General features: G+C 63.4%; 14 protein-coding genes. 13 read left to right on the forward strand and 1 reads right to left on the reverse strand.

What is annotated here, in order from left to right; all coding sequences use genetic code 11:
- The first annotated feature begins 180 nt into the window (after positions 1-180).
- The 5 genes from QQ658_RS04745 (at position 181) to QQ658_RS04765 (ending at position 5,300) form a co-directional block, all read left to right on the forward strand.
- Entirely contained in the window at positions 181-1,116 is a 936-nt protein-coding gene (locus QQ658_RS04745; RefSeq protein WP_286026519.1) for an AEC family transporter, read from the forward strand.
- Positions 1,117-1,555: 439 nt separating this feature from the next.
- On the forward strand, positions 1,556-2,899 hold the full coding sequence (locus tag QQ658_RS04750) for an MFS transporter (RefSeq protein ID WP_286026520.1): 1,344 nt from the start codon (positions 1,556-1,558) through the stop codon (positions 2,897-2,899).
- Positions 2,896-3,870, forward strand: coding sequence for a 2-hydroxyacid dehydrogenase (locus tag QQ658_RS04755; protein ID WP_286026521.1), 975 nt, complete (start codon positions 2,896-2,898; stop codon positions 3,868-3,870). Before QQ658_RS04750 ends, QQ658_RS04755 begins: the two co-directional genes overlap by 4 nt.
- A gap of 264 nt (positions 3,871-4,134) precedes the next feature.
- The gene (locus QQ658_RS04760; protein ID WP_286026522.1) at positions 4,135-4,686 is read left to right on the forward strand and encodes a hypothetical protein; all 552 of its coding nucleotides are present in this window, start codon (positions 4,135-4,137) and stop codon (positions 4,684-4,686) included.
- Positions 4,668-5,300 carry an RES family NAD+ phosphorylase gene (locus QQ658_RS04765; RefSeq protein WP_286026523.1) on the forward strand — a complete coding sequence of 211 codons (633 nt, stop codon included), beginning with the start codon at positions 4,668-4,670 and terminating at the stop codon, positions 5,298-5,300. Before QQ658_RS04760 ends, QQ658_RS04765 begins: the two co-directional genes overlap by 19 nt.
- Here the strand turns inward: QQ658_RS04765 and QQ658_RS04770 are convergent.
- Complete coding sequence (locus QQ658_RS04770) at positions 5,297-5,476, reverse strand: hypothetical protein (protein WP_286026524.1); 180 nt, start codon at positions 5,474-5,476, stop codon at positions 5,297-5,299. The two genes, QQ658_RS04765 and QQ658_RS04770, sit on opposite strands and share 4 nt — an antisense overlap.
- 37 nt (positions 5,477-5,513) lie before the next feature.
- On the opposite strand from QQ658_RS04770, the gene QQ658_RS04775 reads away from it, so the two are divergent.
- The 8 genes from QQ658_RS04775 (at position 5,514) to hrpA (ending at position 18,761) form a co-directional block, all read left to right on the forward strand.
- Positions 5,514-5,864, forward strand: a complete 351-nt coding sequence (locus QQ658_RS04775) for a type II toxin-antitoxin system RelE/ParE family toxin (protein WP_286026525.1) — start codon at positions 5,514-5,516, stop codon at positions 5,862-5,864.
- A gap of 5 nt (positions 5,865-5,869) precedes the next feature.
- Entirely contained in the window at positions 5,870-6,184 is a 315-nt protein-coding gene (locus QQ658_RS04780; RefSeq protein WP_286027029.1) for a helix-turn-helix domain-containing protein, read from the forward strand.
- 300 nt (positions 6,185-6,484) lie between these two features.
- A complete protein-coding gene (locus QQ658_RS04785) occupies positions 6,485-7,525 on the forward strand; it encodes a LacI family DNA-binding transcriptional regulator (RefSeq protein ID WP_286026526.1) in 1,041 nt (346 codons plus the stop codon).
- 167 nt (positions 7,526-7,692) lie between these two features.
- Positions 7,693-9,309 carry an acyl CoA:acetate/3-ketoacid CoA transferase gene (locus tag QQ658_RS04790; protein WP_286026527.1) on the forward strand — a complete coding sequence of 539 codons (1,617 nt, stop codon included), beginning with the start codon at positions 7,693-7,695 and terminating at the stop codon, positions 9,307-9,309.
- Positions 9,309-10,136: an enoyl-CoA hydratase/isomerase family protein gene (locus QQ658_RS04795; RefSeq protein ID WP_286026528.1), complete on the forward strand. Its 828-nt coding sequence runs from the start codon at positions 9,309-9,311 to the stop codon at positions 10,134-10,136. The genes QQ658_RS04790 and QQ658_RS04795 overlap by 1 nt, the downstream gene beginning before the upstream one ends.
- A gap of 11 nt (positions 10,137-10,147) precedes the next feature.
- Complete coding sequence (locus tag QQ658_RS04800; protein WP_286026529.1) at positions 10,148-11,296, forward strand: glycoside hydrolase family protein; 1,149 nt, start codon at positions 10,148-10,150, stop codon at positions 11,294-11,296.
- A gap of 313 nt (positions 11,297-11,609) precedes the next feature.
- Positions 11,610-14,102, forward strand: a complete 2,493-nt coding sequence (locus tag QQ658_RS04805) for a phosphoketolase family protein (RefSeq protein ID WP_286026530.1) — start codon at positions 11,610-11,612, stop codon at positions 14,100-14,102.
- A 474-nt stretch (positions 14,103-14,576) separates the two neighbouring features.
- Positions 14,577-18,761 carry an ATP-dependent RNA helicase HrpA gene (gene hrpA, locus QQ658_RS04810; RefSeq protein ID WP_286026531.1) on the forward strand — a complete coding sequence of 1,395 codons (4,185 nt, stop codon included), beginning with the start codon at positions 14,577-14,579 and terminating at the stop codon, positions 18,759-18,761.
- Positions 18,762-18,886 lie beyond the last annotated feature (125 nt).

Below are 18,886 nucleotides of genomic sequence, written 5' to 3' on the forward strand. Positions count from 1 at the left end.
CGGCCGGTATTCGGATGCAGCGTCGGCTCAGGGTTTCACCCTACCTGGGCGCTGAGAACATGCGCGGGAGCGTCCGTAAGGCGAGGGGTTCGCAATGAGTCCGTCCGATTCGCCCACGCCTCGTTCGTGCGGTGAGCACAGGGGAAGTGCAACGGATGACCCGGTCTAGGGTAGAGGTTCGTGGGAGATGTGCTGTCGGGCTTTTTCACCATCTGGTTCGTGATCGGCGTCGGATGGCTGCTCGCCCAATTCAGAGTGCTGGACGCCAACGGGCAGCGCGCGCTCTCTCAGACATCTTTCTGGGTCGGATTGCCCGCGCTGCTCTTCGGGAGCCTGCGCACCGCCCAGCTGGAACGCATCTTCTCACTCAACGTCATTGTCTCGCTGCTGGCGATTTTCATCACCCTGGGCATCTATTTGATCTTGGCTTCGACGCTGTGGCGGCGAAGCGCGGGCCACAAGGTGATCGGAGGCTTCGCGTCCTGCTACGTGAACGCGAACAACATGGGTCTGCCGATCGCCGCCTACGTGCTGAAGGACACCAGCTGGGTGGCGCCGATCCTGCTCATTCAGGTGGTCTTCCTGCAACCTGTCGGGTTGAGCATTCTCGACGCGCTGACCGCCAAGAAACACGGTCAGCGAACCAGCATGGTGAGCAACGTGACCTTGCCGCTGCGCAATCCGATGACCATCGGGGTGGCAGCCGGTTTGGTCGTCAATCTCGCCGGCATCCAGCTGCCGGAGCTGGTGACCTCGACGATCGATCTGGTCGGCGGAATCGCGGTCCCTGCGATGCTGATGGCCTTCGGTATCTCGCTTCGCACCGGGCCGCTACCCGGATCGGGCAACGCCGGCGAGACGGTGGCGGTGAGTGTTCTCAAGGTGCTCGTCCAGCCGCTGCTGGCCTTCGCGCTCGCCCGGTTCGTCTTCGGGCTGGACGCCGATGTCACCTTGGCGGTCACGGTGATGGCGGCACTGCCCACCGCACAAAACGTCTTCATTTTCGCGATGCGCGGCGAAGAATCAGTGCAGCTTGCGCGCGACGTCATTTTCATCTCGTCGTTCGCATCGATACCTGCGGTGACCGGGTTGGCGGCGTTGGTACATATCATCTGACGCCCTGCCGAAACCGGACCGGTCTCGGAAACCACGCGGGCAGATCTGACTTCTTGTTCCTCGGTAGATCTCGGTGCCCCTAAACCGCGTGCGTTCGTTCTGGCCCATTGTTGCTGGCCAGCGGAGTTTCCTTGGAAGGTCAGCCCGGTCGCCCCGTCGTGTGGGATCAACGCGAACCGCGCTGCACGGCGCATCACGCAGGCCCGAAGCAACGGCGGCAATAAAACTAGCGAACCCTCCGGATCATGTTTACTATAGGATTCGTTCCGCTCCGGGCAACCATGCCGGTTGACCGCCCCGGTTCACGGGTCGCCGGCACCGCATCGCTTGCGGCCTGTCGGCAGCAGCATTTTCAGCGCCTTCACGGCTGGGGACCCGGTTCGCGTCCAAAGCGGGTGGCGGCGGGTGACGATGCTTCACAAGTGAAGGGAACACGACTATGACGTCGCCAGACGCAGTCGTCTCAGCCGGGAAGCCGGACGAGCCGCGAAAGACCGACGACCAGAAGAAGATGGGACGCGTCCGCTGGACGATTCTCGCTTGGCTGTTGTTCGCCGGGATTCTGAACTACATGGACCGCTCCTCGGTGTCGATCGCGGCCCCGCACATGATCGAAGAACTCGGCCTCAACAAGACCGACATCGGCCTGATGGGCACGGTCTTCTCCTGGACCTACGCCGTCTGCCAGCTGCCGGCCGGCTGGATCATCGACAAGTTCGGGCCCAGGCGGGTCTTCGCCATCGCGGTGGGAGCTTGGTCAATCGCCACCTCGCTGATGGCTGCCGGTCACAACATGCTGCACTTCCTGAGCTTTCGCTTCTTGCTGGGTATCGGAGAGTCTCCGAACTCGCCGAACTGCTCCAAAATCACCACCGAGTGGTTCCCGCGCTCCGAGCGCGGATTTGCCACCGGTATCTGGGATTCCGGCTCCAAGTGGGGGTCCGCCATCGCACCGCCCGTGCTGACCGCCCTGTCGCTGACTTTCGGGTGGCGCGCGATGTTCTTGATCGTCGGTCTCGTCGGCTTGGTGCTGGCGCTGTGCTTCTGGGTGTTCTATCGCTCGCCCGAGAACGACAAGCGGCTTTCGGACGAGGAGTACCGCCACATCCTGACCGGCCGCGATTCGGCCACCGATGACGATCATCCCGAGGTGGTCATCCCTTGGCTGTCCTTCTTCGCGCACCGGCAGACCTGGGGCATGATGCTCGGCTTCTTCTCCTCGATCTGGATCTGGAACATCTTCATCACCTTCCTGCCACTGTTCCTGCAGGACACCCTCGGCGTCTCGATCGCGTCCACCGGTTGGGTGGCCGCGATTCCCTACATCGCCGGCGCCATCGGCGGTATCTTCGGTGGCCGGGTCACCATGGTCTTGGCGCAGTCGGGCCGCAAGTCCCCGTTGCAGTCGAAGAAGCAGGTGCTGATGGTGGCCTGCGTCCTGGTCGGTGTGCTGCTGCTCGTCGTGCCGAATGTGCACAACCTGGTGGGCGCGATCATCGTTCTCTGCTTCGCTCTCGCACTGGTGGCTGCCATCCAGTCGCAATCCTGGGCGCTCACCTCTGACGTGGTTCCCGACACCCATGCCGCTCGGTTCGGCGGCATCATGAACTTCGGCGGCTACTTCGGTGGTGCGCTTGCCCCGGTGGTGACCGGTTTCATCGCCGACCAGACCGGTTCGTATACCTTGGCCTTCTACATCGCCGCGGTGATCGCGATGCTCGGTGCGGCCTTCTACGGGTTCCTGGTGAAGAAGCCGTTGGTCGCCATCGAGGAGAAGGCGTGAGCTCGGCGGGTGTCGTCCGCGAATCGACGAACGGCCAGGTCAAACCGAAACTGCTGCAGCACATCGAACTGCCGTTCTTGTTGACCGACGGACTGGCAGACGATTTCGAGGTGGTCGACTGGCGGGCGCTGAGCGATTCCGAGTTCGCCCGGATCGCCGGTGACTTCGAGATCCTGCTGAGCAGTGGCGAAGACAAGGTGAGTGCCGAGTTCATCGATCGGTTGCCGAATCTGAAGCTCATTGCGAACTTCGGCGTCGGCTACGACGGCATCGATCTGGCCGCGGCAGCGAAGCGGGGCATCAAGGTCTCCAACACTCCCGGCGTGGTGACCGACGATGTGGCCGACCTCGCGGTCGGATTCCTCATCACATTGTCCCGTGACCTGCGTGGTTGCGGCCGGTACGCCGAGTCGGGTGGCTGGTCGAATGGCCCCTATAAGTGGACGCACAAGGTCGCGCACTCCAAGGTCGGCATCTTCGGGTTGGGACGCATCGGCAGCGCCATCGCCACCCGGCTCGTGGGTTTCGGTGTCGAGGTGCACTACTGCGATCTGGTGGAGCGTGAAGACAGCGGCTTCGTCTACCACGAGTCCATTCTCGACCTGGCCGGTGCTGTTGACAGCCTGATCATTTCGGCGCCCGGTGGCAGCGACACCGATCATCTGGTGGATGCCGCTGTGCTGGACGCGCTGGGCTCCGAAGGCAGGCTGATCAATACCGCTCGGGGTTCACTGGTCGATCAGGAGGCCCTGATCGAGGCTCTCGACGCCGGACGACTCGGGGGCGCTGCGCTTGACGTGTTGACCGATGAACCGAACGTGCCGTCGGGATTGATCGGACGCGACAATGTGCTGGTGACACCGCATATCGGCACCGCCACCTGGGAGACCAGGCAGGAGATGTCGTCCCTGGTGATCGAGAACATCAAATCCTGGCTTGCCGATGGCTCACTGGTCACGCCCGTGATTTGATCAAGCCCGAGCTCTGGCTCGTCCGACTTCTGATGGACGCTGCGACCGTGAGTCGGCCGATTGAAGAGCAAAGATCTCGCTCAACCACGATCAACAATGAGGGGCATCCGCCAGCAGGCGGATGCCCCTCATCGCGTGTTCCCTCAGTTGACACTCCAGATGCCTCCGGGCCACGGGCACGGTCATGCGTGGGAGTCAGAGCTGCCGAGATGACCTGCGCCGGGCGGTACCGCACGGGCAGGATCGCCCTGGACAATGCGGATGATGCGATATGATGAGCTGCATCAAACGTTGTTGGAGGTGATGGCTGTGACGACGGTGGCAGATCTTGAGCGCAGCGCCAAGCACATCCGTGACGGTGCCGCGAGTGTTGGGAAGGCGCTGGATTCCGTTGACATGCAGGTCAGCCCTGCTCTGGCCCGGTCGATCCAGGCCGAGCGCAACCTCTATGACCGCATCGACGGTGAGTTTGGTCTGCTGACCTCACATGAGGCGGGGATGCGTCTGGGATCACGGTCCAGCACGCCTCGCAACCGTGCCTCGCAACTACGCAAGTCCGGACGGCTCGTGGGGTTGGAACGTGGTGGCCGCACGCTGTTTCCCGGGTTTCAGTTCGGTAGCGATGGGCAGCCGCTGCCTGTCATCGCAGATCTGCTCGCCCTGGCGAGAAGCCACAAGCGTAGTGAGACCGGTCTGGTTCAGTGGTTGTGTTCTCCGACTACCTATCTGAAGGGTGCCCGGCCGGTTGAACTGCTCGGCTCCGCGCCGGAACGAGTGATGGATGTGGCGTCCGAAGCGTGGTCGGTCGAGTGGTGACCTGTCCGCCACCGAACCCGTTCGACCCGCTGGTCACTGTCCTGGAGTCGGGGGAGTTGCTGTACCGCGTGCACAGCAACCGTTTTGCGTCCACTGAGTTCAATCCGGGATATGGCCGCTCCAGGTTCGCGTTCTTCAGCGATGCAGATGGCGCCATCGTGCCAGTGATGTACGCAGCCGCCACTCAGGAGGCCGCTGTTGCCGAAACGCTATTGCACGATGTGCCCGTCACTGGTGGGTACCTGGGATACGACGACTACAGCACAAAGGTGATGACCCGGATTCGCACGACTCGGCGGTTGCGGGTGGCCACGTTCCATGGGCTTGGCCTCAGGCGGCTCAAGACGGACGCGGCCGACCTCACCGCCAGCCCCGCCTCAACCTATGACACCACGGTTCTGTGGTCCGAAGCCGCACACAAAGCCGGGCTCGACGGAGTGGTCTGGATGTCGCGTCAGTGCAATGACGCCAAGGCATACGTGTTTTTCGGAGACCGCTGCGCTGACGCGATCGATCAGGATCTCTCCTTCGCGCGGATCTTCGAAGGTCCGGACGTGCTGTGGCTGATCGACCTGTGCGCGCCACTGGGCGTCGACGTGTTGCCGCCCTGCTAAGGCTCAACTCGCTCGATCTCGGCTGATTCGATGTCGGCGATATTGCCGGTGTTTTCCCGCGGGTCCGAGCCGAGGACGACGAGGTCGGCGGCCGCGTCCCGGCGGATGACAGCTTGGTCGTCCAGCCGGAGCAGCCGGGCGGCGTTCGCGAGGCGGCCCCTTTGACCAACTCGCACCGTTGTTCATAGAACTTGTATGGTCTAAACTGTTCACATGTGGAGCGTGGATGTCGAGCTGATCGAGGTCTGGCTTGATTCACTTGACGCTGGTTCCCGGAGGCAGGTGATGGCTGCGATCGAGCTGCTGAGGGACCTCGGTCCTCAACTTGGCCGACCTTTAGTAGACACTGTCTCGGCGTTCCGGCACAAGAATATGAAGGAACTCAGACCGGGCTCTTCGGGTCGCTCCGAGTTACGCATTCTGTTCGCATTTGACCCCGAGCGATCTGCCATCATGCTGATCGCCGGAGACAAAAGTGGGGACTGGAAGCGCTGGTACAAGAAGAAGATTCCTGAGGCTGATGGCCTGTTCGACGACCACCTGCGCGGATCGAAAGGAGAGTGATCGAGATGGCATTGAGTTATGAGGAGTATTTGGCGAAACACCCCATGACCCCCGCAGAGCGCACGGAAATCGACGCACACAAGGAGCGCATGCTCGCGGAGGTCCGCGCCTACCGCCTTCGTGACCTTCGCGAGCAGGCCGGTCTCACGCAGGCCCAGTTGGCCGAACGCATCGGCGTCGGTCAGAGACAGGTCTCCAAGATCGAAAGCGGTGACCTCGACAACGCGAAGATAGGCACCATCCGTCGCTATCTTGAGGCCGTCGGCGGCGAACTGACTGTTGATTACGTATTTGGAGACCAAAGAATCCAGGTCGCTTGAGCATCGGCATTATCGACGGTCTAGGCCATGTCATTGGAGACATTTATGCCGCTACCTTTCTCGATTAGGTGACGGATTGATGCGATGGCGGAAAGGCTCGCTTTTGCTTGTGCTCATGATCTCTCATCATCCTCATGGTCGGATCGCCACCCGCGAGTGGTCGTCGAATTCGCCCATGACCGCAGGCCGAAGGCCGACCATCCAGCTTTGAAACGAGGACTTGCCAGAAACGTTTAGATCGATCTAAGCTCTTCTCTTAGATCGATCTAAACGCAAGCTGACAATGCCGTGGGGAGTGCGATGCACCGAGTGAGATTGGTGGATGTTGCCGAACATGCCGGCGTGTCCAGGGCCACGGCCTCCTTGGTCCAGCGGGATTCACCACTGGTTGCCGAGCTGACGCGCGAGCGCGTCCGCGAATCGATGCGCGAGCTTGGTTACGTCTACGATCGGTCGGCCGCATCGCTGCGCAGTTCGCGCAGTGGGGTGGTGGGGCTGGTCGCTCCGGAGCTCAGCCACCCCTATCTGACCCAGTTCGTGACGGGCGCCCAAGAGGTGCTGGAGGCCGACGGGGTGCTGGTGCTGGCCGGAGTGACCCATGACGATCCGGCACAGCAATTGCGGCTCATCACCGCACTCGCCGAACGCAAGATCGATGGCGTGCTGGTGGTGCCGGCCAACGGATCGGGCCCGGACGACCTTGGCGATAGCGCGATCCCCCTCGTCCAACTGGTGCGCGAAGTGCCGGGAGTTGGACGAGACTTCGTCGCGTCGGACAATGCCTCCGGCGGTTATCAGATCGCGCGGCACCTGCTCCGTCATGGTGCAGAACAGCTCAGCTTCGTCGGCGGCTTGGCCCATTTCTCGTCGTACCTACCCCGGCTTGAGGGCGTCACTCGCGGGCTTGCCGAGGCCGGGATCGCGGCGCCAATGCAATACCCGTGTGAGCCCACTCGCGGGCAGGCCCGCGAGGCGGCGGCCCGTGCGATCGCCGACGGGGCCGACGCCTTGATCTGCTATTCGGACGAGATCGCATTCGGTGCGCTGGAGGCAGCTCGGCACGCGGGCAAGAAGGTTCCTGACGACCTTCTGGCCACCGGGTTCGACGACGTCGCCGAGGCACGTCATTGTGATCCGAGCCTGACCACTGTCGCCTCGTCGGGTGAGACGGCCGGACGAGAAGCGGCCCGACTCTTGCTACGGCGATTGGCTGACCCGGACGCGGATCCGGAACGGATCTTCGTGGCCAGCGCGCTTGTCGTCCGGGCATCGTGCGGGTGCAAAGACGCGACTCCAGCCGCTGACGATAGGCAAGCCCAAAACCAAGGAACGGGTCAATGAGACCGGCCGAGGCAAATCAGAGAAACCGTGGCGCGGGAGGCACGTCAATCGCGAATGCCGGTACGGCAGGGCCGCGCCTCGCAGCCGCCCAGCGGAATCATCCCACAGCAACACGACTAGCAGATTTCGACTCTTGCGAAATCCCTGAAGATTGAGGAGTTCATCAGATGCGTTGTCCACCTGTTCTGAGTGCTGCCGATGCAGCGGCGCTCATCCCCGACGGAGCCACCGTCGCAGTATCGTCCGCATCGGCGATCGGTTGTCCGGACGCGGTCCTGGCCGCGATCGGAGAACGGTTCGAGCAGACCGGTTCGCCGAGCCGGATCACCTCGATTCATGCCATCAACTCGGGTGACATGTCCGCCGGAATCGCCGGGGTCGACCATCTCGCCAAACCGGGCCTGCTGGCCAGGATCATCGGGGGCTCCTACCCGGCCGGGCCGTCCAAGATGGCCAAGCCTGCCGCTCGTGAGCTGCTGGAATCGGGCGGTTGCCAGGCCTATATGTTCCCCTCCGGAGTCGTCTACGAGATGATCCGCGCGGCCGCGGCGAAGCAGCCCGGGGTGTTCACGGACGTCGGAGTCGGCACCTATTTCGATCCCCGGATCGAGGGCGGCAAGATGAACGATGTCACGCCCGACCTGGCCCGGATCGAGAATCTCGACGGCAGGGAATGGATCTATGTGCCGGCGATCCCGATCGACGTGGCGATCATCCGCGCCACGACCGCCGACCCGGCCGGCAACCTCACCTTCGAGGACGAGGCAGCGGTGCTCGGCACCCTCGATGCCGCGATGGCGGCCCACAACAACGGCGGCATCGTCATCGCCCAGGTGAAGCGGACGATCGCCACCAAACATCACCCGCGTGAGGTGCATGTGCCCGGCGCCCTGGTGGATGCCATCGTGGTCGCACCCGATCAGCAACAGGCCGGTGGCATCTTCTTCGACCCGGCGATCTCGGGCACCGAGATCAAGTCCCTCGATGACATCGACCGGGTGGGCTTCGACATCACGAAGGTGATCGCGCGCAGGGCCGCCATGGAATTGCACCATGGTGATCTCGCCAATCTCGGTTTCGGAATCTCGGCCAACGTGCCCCGCATCCTGATGGAGGAAGGGCTCGACGGCGAAGTCACCTGGGTGATCGAGCAGGGCCCGGTTGGCGGGTTCCCGGTCACCGGCAAGGCATTCGGCGCCGCCTACAACCCGGACGCGATCGTCGCGTCGAGCGACCAGTTCATCTTGCTGCAGGGCGGGGGCATCGACATCGCGCTGCTCAGCTTCATGGAGGTCTCTGGACACGGCGACGTCAACGTGTCGCTGATGCGCAAGGCCACCCACGTCACCGCCGGAGTCGGCGGGTTCGCCGACATCACCGCGCACGCCAAGAGAATCGTGTTCTCCGGCCAGTTCACCGCCGGACGCAAAGAGGTCAAGCTCGGTGATGGACGCCTGGAGATCGTCACCGACGGCACGATCGCGAAATTCCTGCCCGAGGTGGCGCAGATCACCTGGTCGGGCCAGGTGGGTGCGCAGCGCGGCCAGCAGGTGCTCTACGTCACCGAGCGCGCCGTCCTCGAACTTCGCGACCAAGTGATCACCGTTGTCGAGATCGCACCAGGAGTCGACCTCGAACGCGATGTGCTCGCCAAAGCCGGCATCCCGCTGGCGGTCGCCGACGACCTGTTGCTGATGGACGCCCGGATCTTTACCGACGAGCCGATGGGCCTTGAGCTCGGGGCGCCACGCCGTGCGATCGTCCTTGCCGGAAAGGAAAACTGATGACTGAGAAACAACCAGAAGATGTGCGTCCGGACGGCGAGATCACGCTGAGCGTCGACGGAACGCTCGCGACGATCCATATCTCGCGTCCGAACAAGCTGAACTCGTTCACCATCCCGATGGTCGAACAGCTCGAATCGCACTTGGCCACCATCGACGACTCCGAAGACATCCGCGTGGTCCTGGTCACCACAGCAGGGGAGCGTGCCTTCTCTGCCGGTGCTGACATCAAGGCATTCAGCCAGCTGTCGGCGACCCGCATGTGGTCGCAGTGGATCCGCCGCGGCCACGCGCTGTTCGACAAGCTCGCCGGGCTTCGCCAGCCGTCGATCGCCGCCATCGACGGCAACGCGTTCGGTGGCGGTCTCGAGCTTGCGTTGGCCTGCGACATCCGGGTGATGGCCAACGACGCCAAAGTCGGACTGTCCGAGCTCGGCATCGGAACACTGCCCGGTTGGGGTGGCACCGCCCGGTTGCAGAAGACCGTCGGGGTCGCGCGCGCCAAGCGGATGATCTTCACCTCGAAGATGATCGACGCCGCCACGGCGTTGGATTGGGGCCTGGTCACCGATGTGGCCGACCGCTCCGAGGTTGTCGCCAAGGCGACCGAGATCGCGCATCAGGTCGCCAGCCGCGCACCCATCGCCTTGCAGATGACCAAGCAGATCATCGACGGCCAGTCCGGTGAGGGCGTGAGGCTGACACTGGAGGCCCTCGGTTCGGCCGCGAGTTCTGCCACCGACGACTTCATGGAAGGCGTCACCGCCTTCCGCAACAAGAGGACGCCGGAGTTCACCGGCAGCTTCGACGATCCCGCATCCCGATAAAGGAGACAACGATGTACTGGAAAACTGCCCGGACTCCCCAGCTCCGCACCTTGCCGATCGACGAAACGACACGCGACGCCGCACGCCTGGTCTTCGACGTAGCACAAACCAAACTGCGTAATCTCGCCACTAACCACCCCGACTATCTGCCGATCTTCACCGATGGCGGGCACTGGGTACATGACAAAGAGAAATGGACGAACTGGGGCGAGGGCTTCACCCCAGGTCAGATGTGGCTGGTCTACGAGCAGACCAAGTCTCCGGAGTGGAAAGAGCTCGCGTCCCACTACACGGAGCTGGTCAGGGGCCGCGAACTCGACGTTGAGACCCACGACCACGGCTTCCTGATCGCCACCAGCTTCAAGCAGCAGTGGGAACTCACCGGCGACGAGGACGCGAAGCAGGTCGCCATCACGGCAGGCCGGACGCTCGGCGGCAGATTCTTGGAGTCCTGCCAGATGATCCCGTCGTTCATCGCGCCGGAATCGACCTTCATCGACGTTATGCGCAATATCGGCCTGGTGTTCTGGGCTGCGCTGGAGACCGGCGACGAGGACCTGCTGCGCCGGGCCCGGGCTCATTCCCGCACCACCCGGCGTCACCTGGTGCGCGGCGACGGTTCGGCCGGACATGAGGGCCAATGGAACGTCGAAACCGGAGAGTTCCTGCGGATGACCACCCACCAGGGCTGGCGCGAGGACTCATCCTGGAATCGCGGCCTGGCTTGGTCGTTGGCCGGTTTCACCGAATGCTATGCGCTCGATGGGCAGCCGGACTTCCTCGCCACCGCCAGGCTCAACGCCGAATACTGGATGACTCACACCAGCAACGACGATCCGGTGCCGCCGAACGATTTCCTGGAGCCCGACCCGGTGCGTCGGTGGGAGTCGTCCGGTGCCGTTGCCGCTGCTCAAGGCCTGTTCCATCTCGCGCGTTACGTCGACGACCAGGACGAGGCAAAGGCCTACCACGAGAGGGCCCTCGCCACCTTCCGGAGGCTCGCCGAACCGGAGTTCCTCGCGCTGGAGCCCGAGTGGGAGGGCATCCTCAAGCACGGCTCCTACCACGAGCGCAAGAACCTCGGTGTGGACGAGTCGGTCGAGTGGGGCGAGTACTTCTTCGTGGAGTTCGCCCGGGATCTGCTTGCCGACTGGCGTTGATGATTGCTGGTAGCGAACGTCCTCGAATGTAGAACCTGTAGCACCAGGCCTCGATTCGTGGGCTGCACTACGTGAATCTAGACCGCCCTTCCGTCTCGGAGGTGATGCACGACACCTGTTCTCAGTGGTCATACAGGCATGGAAGAGCGCGGGGGCTTGGATCGCGGCAACCAGATATCTCGTCTGTTCCCGGCGAATACTGGCGCGATCCGGCCACCCGGTCGGGTCGGCGGCGCCGATAGCGCATATGGGTTGGCAATCAATTTCATGAGAGTCTTCAACCCATGGGGTAGGGCCTACTAACCTCAAGATCATGACCTTGGTTCCAGCTCTGACTCGTGATGACGTCGATCGGGTGGACGCCTGGTGGCGTGCCGCCAACTATCTGATCGTCGGCCAGATCTACCTACAAGAGAACGCGCTACTGAAGCGCTCACTGAGCGTGGAGGACATCAAACCACGGCTCCTCGGCCACTGGGGCACCAGTGCCGGGCTGAGCTTCATCTACTCACACCTCAACCGGTTGATCCGCCACACCGATCAGGATGTGCTCTACATAGCGGGCCCCGGACACGGCGGCCCGGCTCTGGTCGCGGCCTCTTATCTGGAGGGCTACTACACCGAAGTCTTCCCGAAGATCACCCAGGACGCCGACGGATTGCGGTCACTGTTCCGTCAGTTCAGCGCGCCTGGCGGTATTCCGAGCCATGCGTCGGTGACCACTCCCGGATCGATCAATGAGGGCGGAGAGCTCGGCTACGCGCTGTCGCACGCCTTCGGCGCGGCCTTCGACAATCCCGATCTGCTGGTGGCAGCGGTGGTCGGCGACGGCGAGGCCGAAACCGGTCCGCTCGAGGGCGGCTGGAAGGGCATCAGCTTCCTCAACCCCGAACACGATGGTGCGGTGCTGCCGATCCTGCACCTCAATGGCGCCAAGATCGCAGGCCCCACGGTGCTGGCCCGCAAGGATCCGGACGAAGTCACCGCGCTGTTCACCGGACACGGCTACGAGCCGGTCTGGGTCGAAGGCGACGATCTGCCGTGGATGCACGTGCGTTTCGCCGAGGCATTGAACTACTGCTACGAGCGCATCAAGCAGATTCAGGACGATGCCCGCAGCGGTCACTGGGACGGCGAGCGTCCGGTCTGGCCGATGATCATCCTGCGTTCGCCGAAGGGCTGGACGGGCCCCCACGAGGTCGACGGCAACATCGTCGAGGGCACCTGGCGTGCCCATCAGGTGCCGCTGTCGGGCGTGCGGGAGAACCCCGATCATCTACGGCTCCTCGAAAAGTGGCTGCGCTCGTACAAGATCGACGAATTGTTCAACGCGGATGGCTCGCTCAGCGATCTGGTGAAGTCGAACAATCCAGAAGGTGACAAGCGGATGAGCGCCAATCCGCATGCCAACGGCGGCCGGCTGACCGATGACCTCGATCTGCCAGACTTCCACGATTATGCGGTCGAGGTGACTCCCGAGAACCGCGCGACCGAGCGGCTGGAGTCCACCCATAAACTCGGCGAACTGATGCGCGACATCTACACCAAGAACCCGACGAACTTCCGGCTGTTCTGCCCCGACGAGACCAACTCGAACCGGCTCGGTGCCGTCTTCGAGGTCTCCGATCGCACGTTTATCGAGGACACGAACGTTTTCGATGTGAAGATCGGCAACCAGGGCCGGGTGATGGAGGTGCTTTCCGAGCACAACTGCCACGGCTGGCTCGACGGCTACACCCTGACCGGACGCCACGGCATGTTCGCGTCCTACGAGGCGTTCGGCATGGTGTCCGCGTCCATGACCATGCAGCAGGCCAAGTGGTTGCAGGAATCGAATCATCTGGAATGGCGCGCCAAAGTACCCAGCACCAACATCCTGCTGAGCTCGACCTGCTGGCGCAACGACCACAACGGCTTCTCGCACCAGTCGCCGGAATTGTTGCAGGTGGTGCTCAACCTGCGTGGCGATGTGGCGCGCATCTACCTGCCGCCGGACGCCAACTGCCTGGTCGAGGTCGCCGATCACTGCTTCAAGTCGCGCAACTACGTGAACCTGATCGTCCAGGACAAGCAGCCGCAACCGCAATGGCTGTCGATGGACGAAGCAGTCGAGCACTGCACCAAGGGCTACGGCATCTGGGAATGGGCCGGCACCGACGGGCTGGGTCACGCCAACCCTGACATCGTGCTCGCGTCGGCCGGCGACGTGGTGACCGTGGAGGCGGTCGCCGCCGCAGAGATTCTCAAAGCTCGGCTGCCCAAACTCAAGGTTCGTTTCGTGAATGTCGTCGACCTGATGACGCTCTACCGCCAGCGCGATCACCCGCACGGCATGAGCGCCAAGGAGTTCTCCGAGACCTTCACCGACGACATCGATGTGGTTTTCGCCTTCCACGGGTACCCGGGCGCCATTCACCAGCTGGTGCACGGCCGTCCGGACGCCGACCGGTTCCGAGCCCGCGGCTTCCATGAGCTCGGCACCACCACCACGCCGTTCGACATGGTGGTGCGCAACGAGGTCGACCGCTATCACCTGGTGATGGACTGCATCAACAACGCGAAGGTGAAGCCCGAAGGAAGCCACGAGCTGTACCAGTGGTGCGAGGCCCAACTGGCCCGACACGAGGACTACATCGTGGAGTACCTGGAGGACATCCCCGAGGTGCGCGGTTGGCAGCTCGGCCATTTCGACGAGCAAGAACAGCTGATCGCCGCGGACGATGAGCAGCGCGCCAAGGAGGCCCGTCGCCGGGCGGCCTTCGCCGACGGTCATGCCGCCAAGCAGCAGGCCCTCGGCCTGAAGTAGCGAGTGCGTCATTCCGTGACCAGATTTAGGTGACGGGTGGAGGGCGGTTGTGGTTGCCTTCGCAAACCGAAAACATAGGTTTGCTTACCGGCAACCACAACCGCCCTTGTGCCTGCAGGTATCCGGTTACGTTTCCGAAGATGGCTCCCACCGCCGGTTCTCATGCTGACGGGGGAGCGAAGACAACGCAGAGACGGAGGTAGTACGCAGACCGGACGAGCGGGCATCTGTAAGTCTGCAAATATCAAGGAATCATGAAAGGGGCGGGTGGGGGTGCCAGGCGGCGAACCTCTGTTTTCGGTTTGCGCCGGCACCCCCACCCACCCCGGCAGCAGACGTAACCACTTCCGGCAGCGGACGTAACTATCTCGGATAGATGAAACTTCGAGCAAGAGGGAAGAACGCTAGCGACAGACAGGATCCGGAAACAGTCTCAATCTCGGCAACCAGCCACAACGTAGACTTGCCCGCGAAATGACCACCAGCACATCAACCGGCGCCGCACCCGAGCGTCCACGCATCGAATTCCCCGCAGACCTGCCGATCAGTGCGCATACGCAAGAGATCGCGCAGTTGATCCGCGAGCACCAGGTTGTGGTGGTGGCCGGCGAGACCGGGTCGGGCAAGACCACCCAGCTGCCGAAGATCTGCCTGCTGGCGGGGCGCGAACATATCGGGCACACCCAGCCGCGCCGGATCGCGGCCCGCAGCGTCGCCGAGCGCATCGCCCAGGAGATGGGCGTCGAACTGGGGGATCTGGTCGGCTACCAGGTCAGATTCACCCGGCAAGCGGGCAAGCAGACTCGCGTCAAGGTGATGACCGACGGCATTCTGCTCGCCGAAATCGGTCACGACCGTGATCTTCGCCGCTACGACACGATCATCATTGACGAGGCTCACGAGCGCAGCCTCAATATCGATTTCCTGCTCGGCTACCTCAAACAGTTGCTGCCTCGTCGTCCCGAACTGCGGGTGATCATCACCTCGGCCACCATCGACACTGCCCGATTCTCCGAGCACTTCGACAATGCGCCGGTGGTGGAGGTTTCCGGACGCAGCTTCCCTGTCGAGGTGCGGTATCTTCCCTTGTCGGATCCCGATAAGCCGGATCAGGACGGGATCGAGCAGCCCGAGGGCATCGTCCGCGCCTGTGCCGAGCTGCGGCGCGAGGGGCCGGGCGACATTCTGGTTTTCTGCTCGGGGGAGCGGGAGATCCGTGACGGCCTCACCGCGCTTGAAGCCGAGAACTGGCCGAACACTCAGATCGTGCCGCTGCACGCCCGGCTTTCCGCGTCCGAACAGCACCGCATCTTCACCTCTCATCCGGGACGCAGGATCGTGCTGGCGACCAACATCGCCGAGACCTCTCTGACGGTGCCCGGCATCCGCTATGTAGTGGACGCGGGGACCGCGCGCATCTCCAGGTATTCGGCCCGCACCAAGGTGCAGCGGCTGCCCATCGAGCCGATCTCGCAGGCGTCGGCCAACCAGCGGGCCGGCAGGTGCGGCCGGGTCGCGCCGGGCATCGCCATCCGGCTGTACAGCGAGGACGACTATCTCTCGCGTCCGCAGTTCACCGAGCCGGAGATTCTGCGCACCAACCTGGCGTCCGTGATCTTGCAGATGGCCAAGGCCCGGCTGGGAGACATCTCGAAGTTCCCGTTCGTGGAGGCGCCCGACGCGGCGCAGATCACCGACGGTCTGCGGCTGCTTACCGAGCTGGGCGCACTGAAGCAGAAGGCGCCGGTTCGTCTCACCAAGGTGGGCCGCGAGCTCTCGGAACTGCCGATCGACCCCAGGCTCGGCCGAATGCTCATCGAAGCCGACCAGCGAGGCTGCCTGCGCGAGGTGCTGGTGATCGTGGCCTTCCTGGCGATCCAAGATCCTCGGGAACGCCCGTCCGAGAAACGCGAACAGGCCGACCAGCTGCATGCCCGCTTCTTCTCGGACGACGCCCTTGCCGCGTCCACCGGCCAGCCGCTCGCGTTAAGTGAGAACGCTTCTGTTGGAACACGAGCGAACTCACTTTCCGCGAGCGGACGACAGGGAGGCGGGCGTGACCAGGGCCCGGCACGCTTTACCCCGCATACTTCGAAGACCGCCCGCTATCAGGGACTTCGGGGAGAATCCGCCGCGCAGCCGGGCGCCGGGGGCGTCGCAGCCGATGCCGGGGGAGACATCATCGCCATCGTCCGGCTATGGCGATACCTGAAGGCCAGGCGCCAAGAACTCTCCGGCAATCAATTCCGCAGACTGTGCCGCGACGAATACCTCAACTACTTGCGGGTACGCGAATGGCAAGACATCCACACCCAGCTGAAACTCGCCTGCAAAGACCTCGGGTTGCAGCGCAACCAGTCAGAGGCCGCCACACCGGAGATCCTGACCGCGGTGCTCGCCGGTCTGATCAGTCACATCGGGCTGCAGCTGCCGCCTCCCGAGCGCAACCCGAAGACCCGGGGCCGGCGTCCGGTCACCGAGTTCCTGGGCACACGCGGCTCGAGATTCGCCATCCAGCCCGGATCTGCGCTGGCGAAAAAGCCACCCCAGTTGGTGATGGCCGTCGAACTGGTCGAAACGACCCGGCTGTGGGCCCGCATGGTCGCCGCAATCGAACCCGAATGGATCGAGCAGGTCGGCTCCCACCTGCTGAAGCGCAGCTATTCGGAGCCGCACTGGTCGTCCAACTCGGATTCGGTCGTCGCTTATGAGAAGGTCATGCTGCTGGGCGTGCCGATCATCGCCGAACGGCTGGTCGACTACGCCCACATCGATCAGCAGCAGGCCAGGCAGATCTTCATCCGGGCAGGCCTGGTCGAAGAACAGTGGAACCCGCGCGATGCGGCGGGGACGCGAGGCGGCGGCGGGCGAGACGTCAAATACGCCGGTGCAAATCGCGACACCGCCAAGCGCAATTTCGCTGCCGGAACCAGGGGCGGGGTTGAGGTACCAAGCGCCGAGGTTCCGAGCCCAGGCCGGAAGAAGGGAAGAGTCGCATCCTCTTCCGACAAGAAGATGGCCGCCAGGGGCTCGAACACTCTGGACCACCGGTTCCTGCAGCACAACCGGCAGGTGCTTCGCGACGCCGAAGAGGTCGCCGACCGGGTGCGAGGCCAGGGCATCCTGATCGACGACCAGCTGATCTTCGACTTCTATGATTCCCGGCTGCCCTCCGACATCACGTCTGCCGCAACCTTCGACAAGTGGTGGCGCAGCTACCCGGACAAGTCCTTCCTGGAATTCGACCTCGATCTGCTCACCGAGGCGGACGACCGGGATTCGGTGTTCAACGACTTCCCTGACAGGTGGCAGATCGCCGGCCTGGAGCTTCCGGTCAGCTACGTCTTCGAACCGGGAGCAGGACGAGACGGCGCCAGCGTCTCGGTCAAGCTGGCACAGCTCAACCAGCTCGACCCTGAGCCGTTCAGCTGGCAGGTGCCCGGGCTGCGAACCGAGCTCGCCACCGAACTCATCCGGCATCTGCCCAAACGCGTCCGCACGAATTTCGTGCCGGCCCCCGATCATGCCCGGGAGGCGCTCGCCTGGCTGGAATCCCACGATGCCGACCACTCGAGACCTTTTTGTCTCGAGCTGGGCCGCGCTCTCCGTGCATTGACCGGAGCGGTGGTTGACCCCGACGATTGGGCCCCCGATCAGGTGCCCACCCACCTGCAGGTGGGATTCCAGGTGAGCGTACCCGGCAAGCCCGACCGATTCAGCCGCGATCTGACTGAGCTTCGCCACGAACTGTCGGCCCAGGTCTCGAAAACCCTCACCAAGGCGGCGCCCAAAGTCGAGCAATCCACCTCGTGGACGTTCGGAACACTGCAACCGAAAGTCAGCATCAAACGCTCCGGAATCACGGCGATCGGCTACCCGGCGCTGAAGGACATGGGGCAGGCCGTCGGGCAGATCATCGCCGAAACCCCCACCCAACAGCAGGCGAGTCATCGCAAAGCCATCCGGCGGCTGCTGGTACTCACCAACCCCGACCCGACCCGCTGGACGGTCTCGCACCTCACCCAGACCGAGAAACTGGCGCTGCCGTCGAGTCCGTATGCGAATGTGCCCGCATTGCTGGCGGACGCCCGGCTGAAGGCGGTCGAACAGTGCGCCGCTCGGCATACCGATACCGCTACCATCCGCGACCAACCCGGTTACGAGAAGCTGGCATTGGAGGTGCGTCAGGAGCAGGCCGATCAGATGCGCCAGGTCACCGCTGTCGCCGCCCAGGTGTGCGAATTGACCCGCCAGGTCCGGACGCAGCTGGCATCCTCAATGATCGGCGGCGAGATCACAGAACAACTCGACAATCTGGTCTTCGATGGATTCATCGGCTTCATCCGTGACCCCTGGTATGACCGGCTGCCCGCCTACTTGAAGGCCATGATCGCCCGGATGCAGCAGGCCGCCACCGATCCCACACGCGATGCCCGGCTCGCCGAGCCCATCGACCAACTGCTCGCCGAATACGACGAACTCTGCAACCAGCAGCCGAGCGGGCCACTTCCGGAGACAGTCGACGACATCGGTTTTTGGATCGAAGAGTTGCGCGTCCAAACCTGGGCCCAGCGTCTGGGCACCGTCGTGACAGTGTCACCCAAACGCATCCGCAAGGCGATGCAGCAAGCCCGCGAGCACGCCGCCGCGCGGGGCTGAGCCGGATGCGTTGAGGTACGGAGATACGGTGCTGAGAGGCAGAATCCGCAGGCGTCGAGAGCCGAAGTGGTTGGCTCGGTAGGGGGAGAGATCCGCTGCCAACGGCTGCGTCTTCCCTATCGAAG

Source organism: Propionimicrobium sp. PCR01-08-3 (assembly GCF_030286045.1).
Lineage (GTDB): Bacteria > Actinomycetota > Actinomycetes > Propionibacteriales > Propionibacteriaceae > Brooklawnia.

Coding starts and splice junctions, on each gene's coding strand:
- QQ658_RS04750 (WP_286026520.1), top strand. CDS start 1,556: ATGACGTCGCCAGACGCAGTCGTCTCAGCCGGGAAGCCGGACGAGCCG.
- QQ658_RS04800 (WP_286026529.1), top strand. CDS start 10,148: ATGTACTGGAAAACTGCCCGGACTCCCCAGCTCCGCACCTTGCCGATC.
- QQ658_RS04795 (WP_286026528.1), top strand. CDS start 9,309: ATGACTGAGAAACAACCAGAAGATGTGCGTCCGGACGGCGAGATCACG.
- QQ658_RS04775 (WP_286026525.1), top strand. CDS start 5,514: ATGTGGAGCGTGGATGTCGAGCTGATCGAGGTCTGGCTTGATTCACTT.
- QQ658_RS04785 (WP_286026526.1), top strand. CDS start 6,485: ATGCACCGAGTGAGATTGGTGGATGTTGCCGAACATGCCGGCGTGTCC.
- QQ658_RS04805 (WP_286026530.1), top strand. CDS start 11,610: ATGACCTTGGTTCCAGCTCTGACTCGTGATGACGTCGATCGGGTGGAC.
- QQ658_RS04780 (WP_286027029.1), top strand. CDS start 5,870: ATGGCATTGAGTTATGAGGAGTATTTGGCGAAACACCCCATGACCCCC.
- QQ658_RS04790 (WP_286026527.1), top strand. CDS start 7,693: ATGCGTTGTCCACCTGTTCTGAGTGCTGCCGATGCAGCGGCGCTCATC.
- hrpA (WP_286026531.1), top strand. CDS start 14,577: ATGACCACCAGCACATCAACCGGCGCCGCACCCGAGCGTCCACGCATC.
- QQ658_RS04760 (WP_286026522.1), top strand. CDS start 4,135: ATGCGATATGATGAGCTGCATCAAACGTTGTTGGAGGTGATGGCTGTG.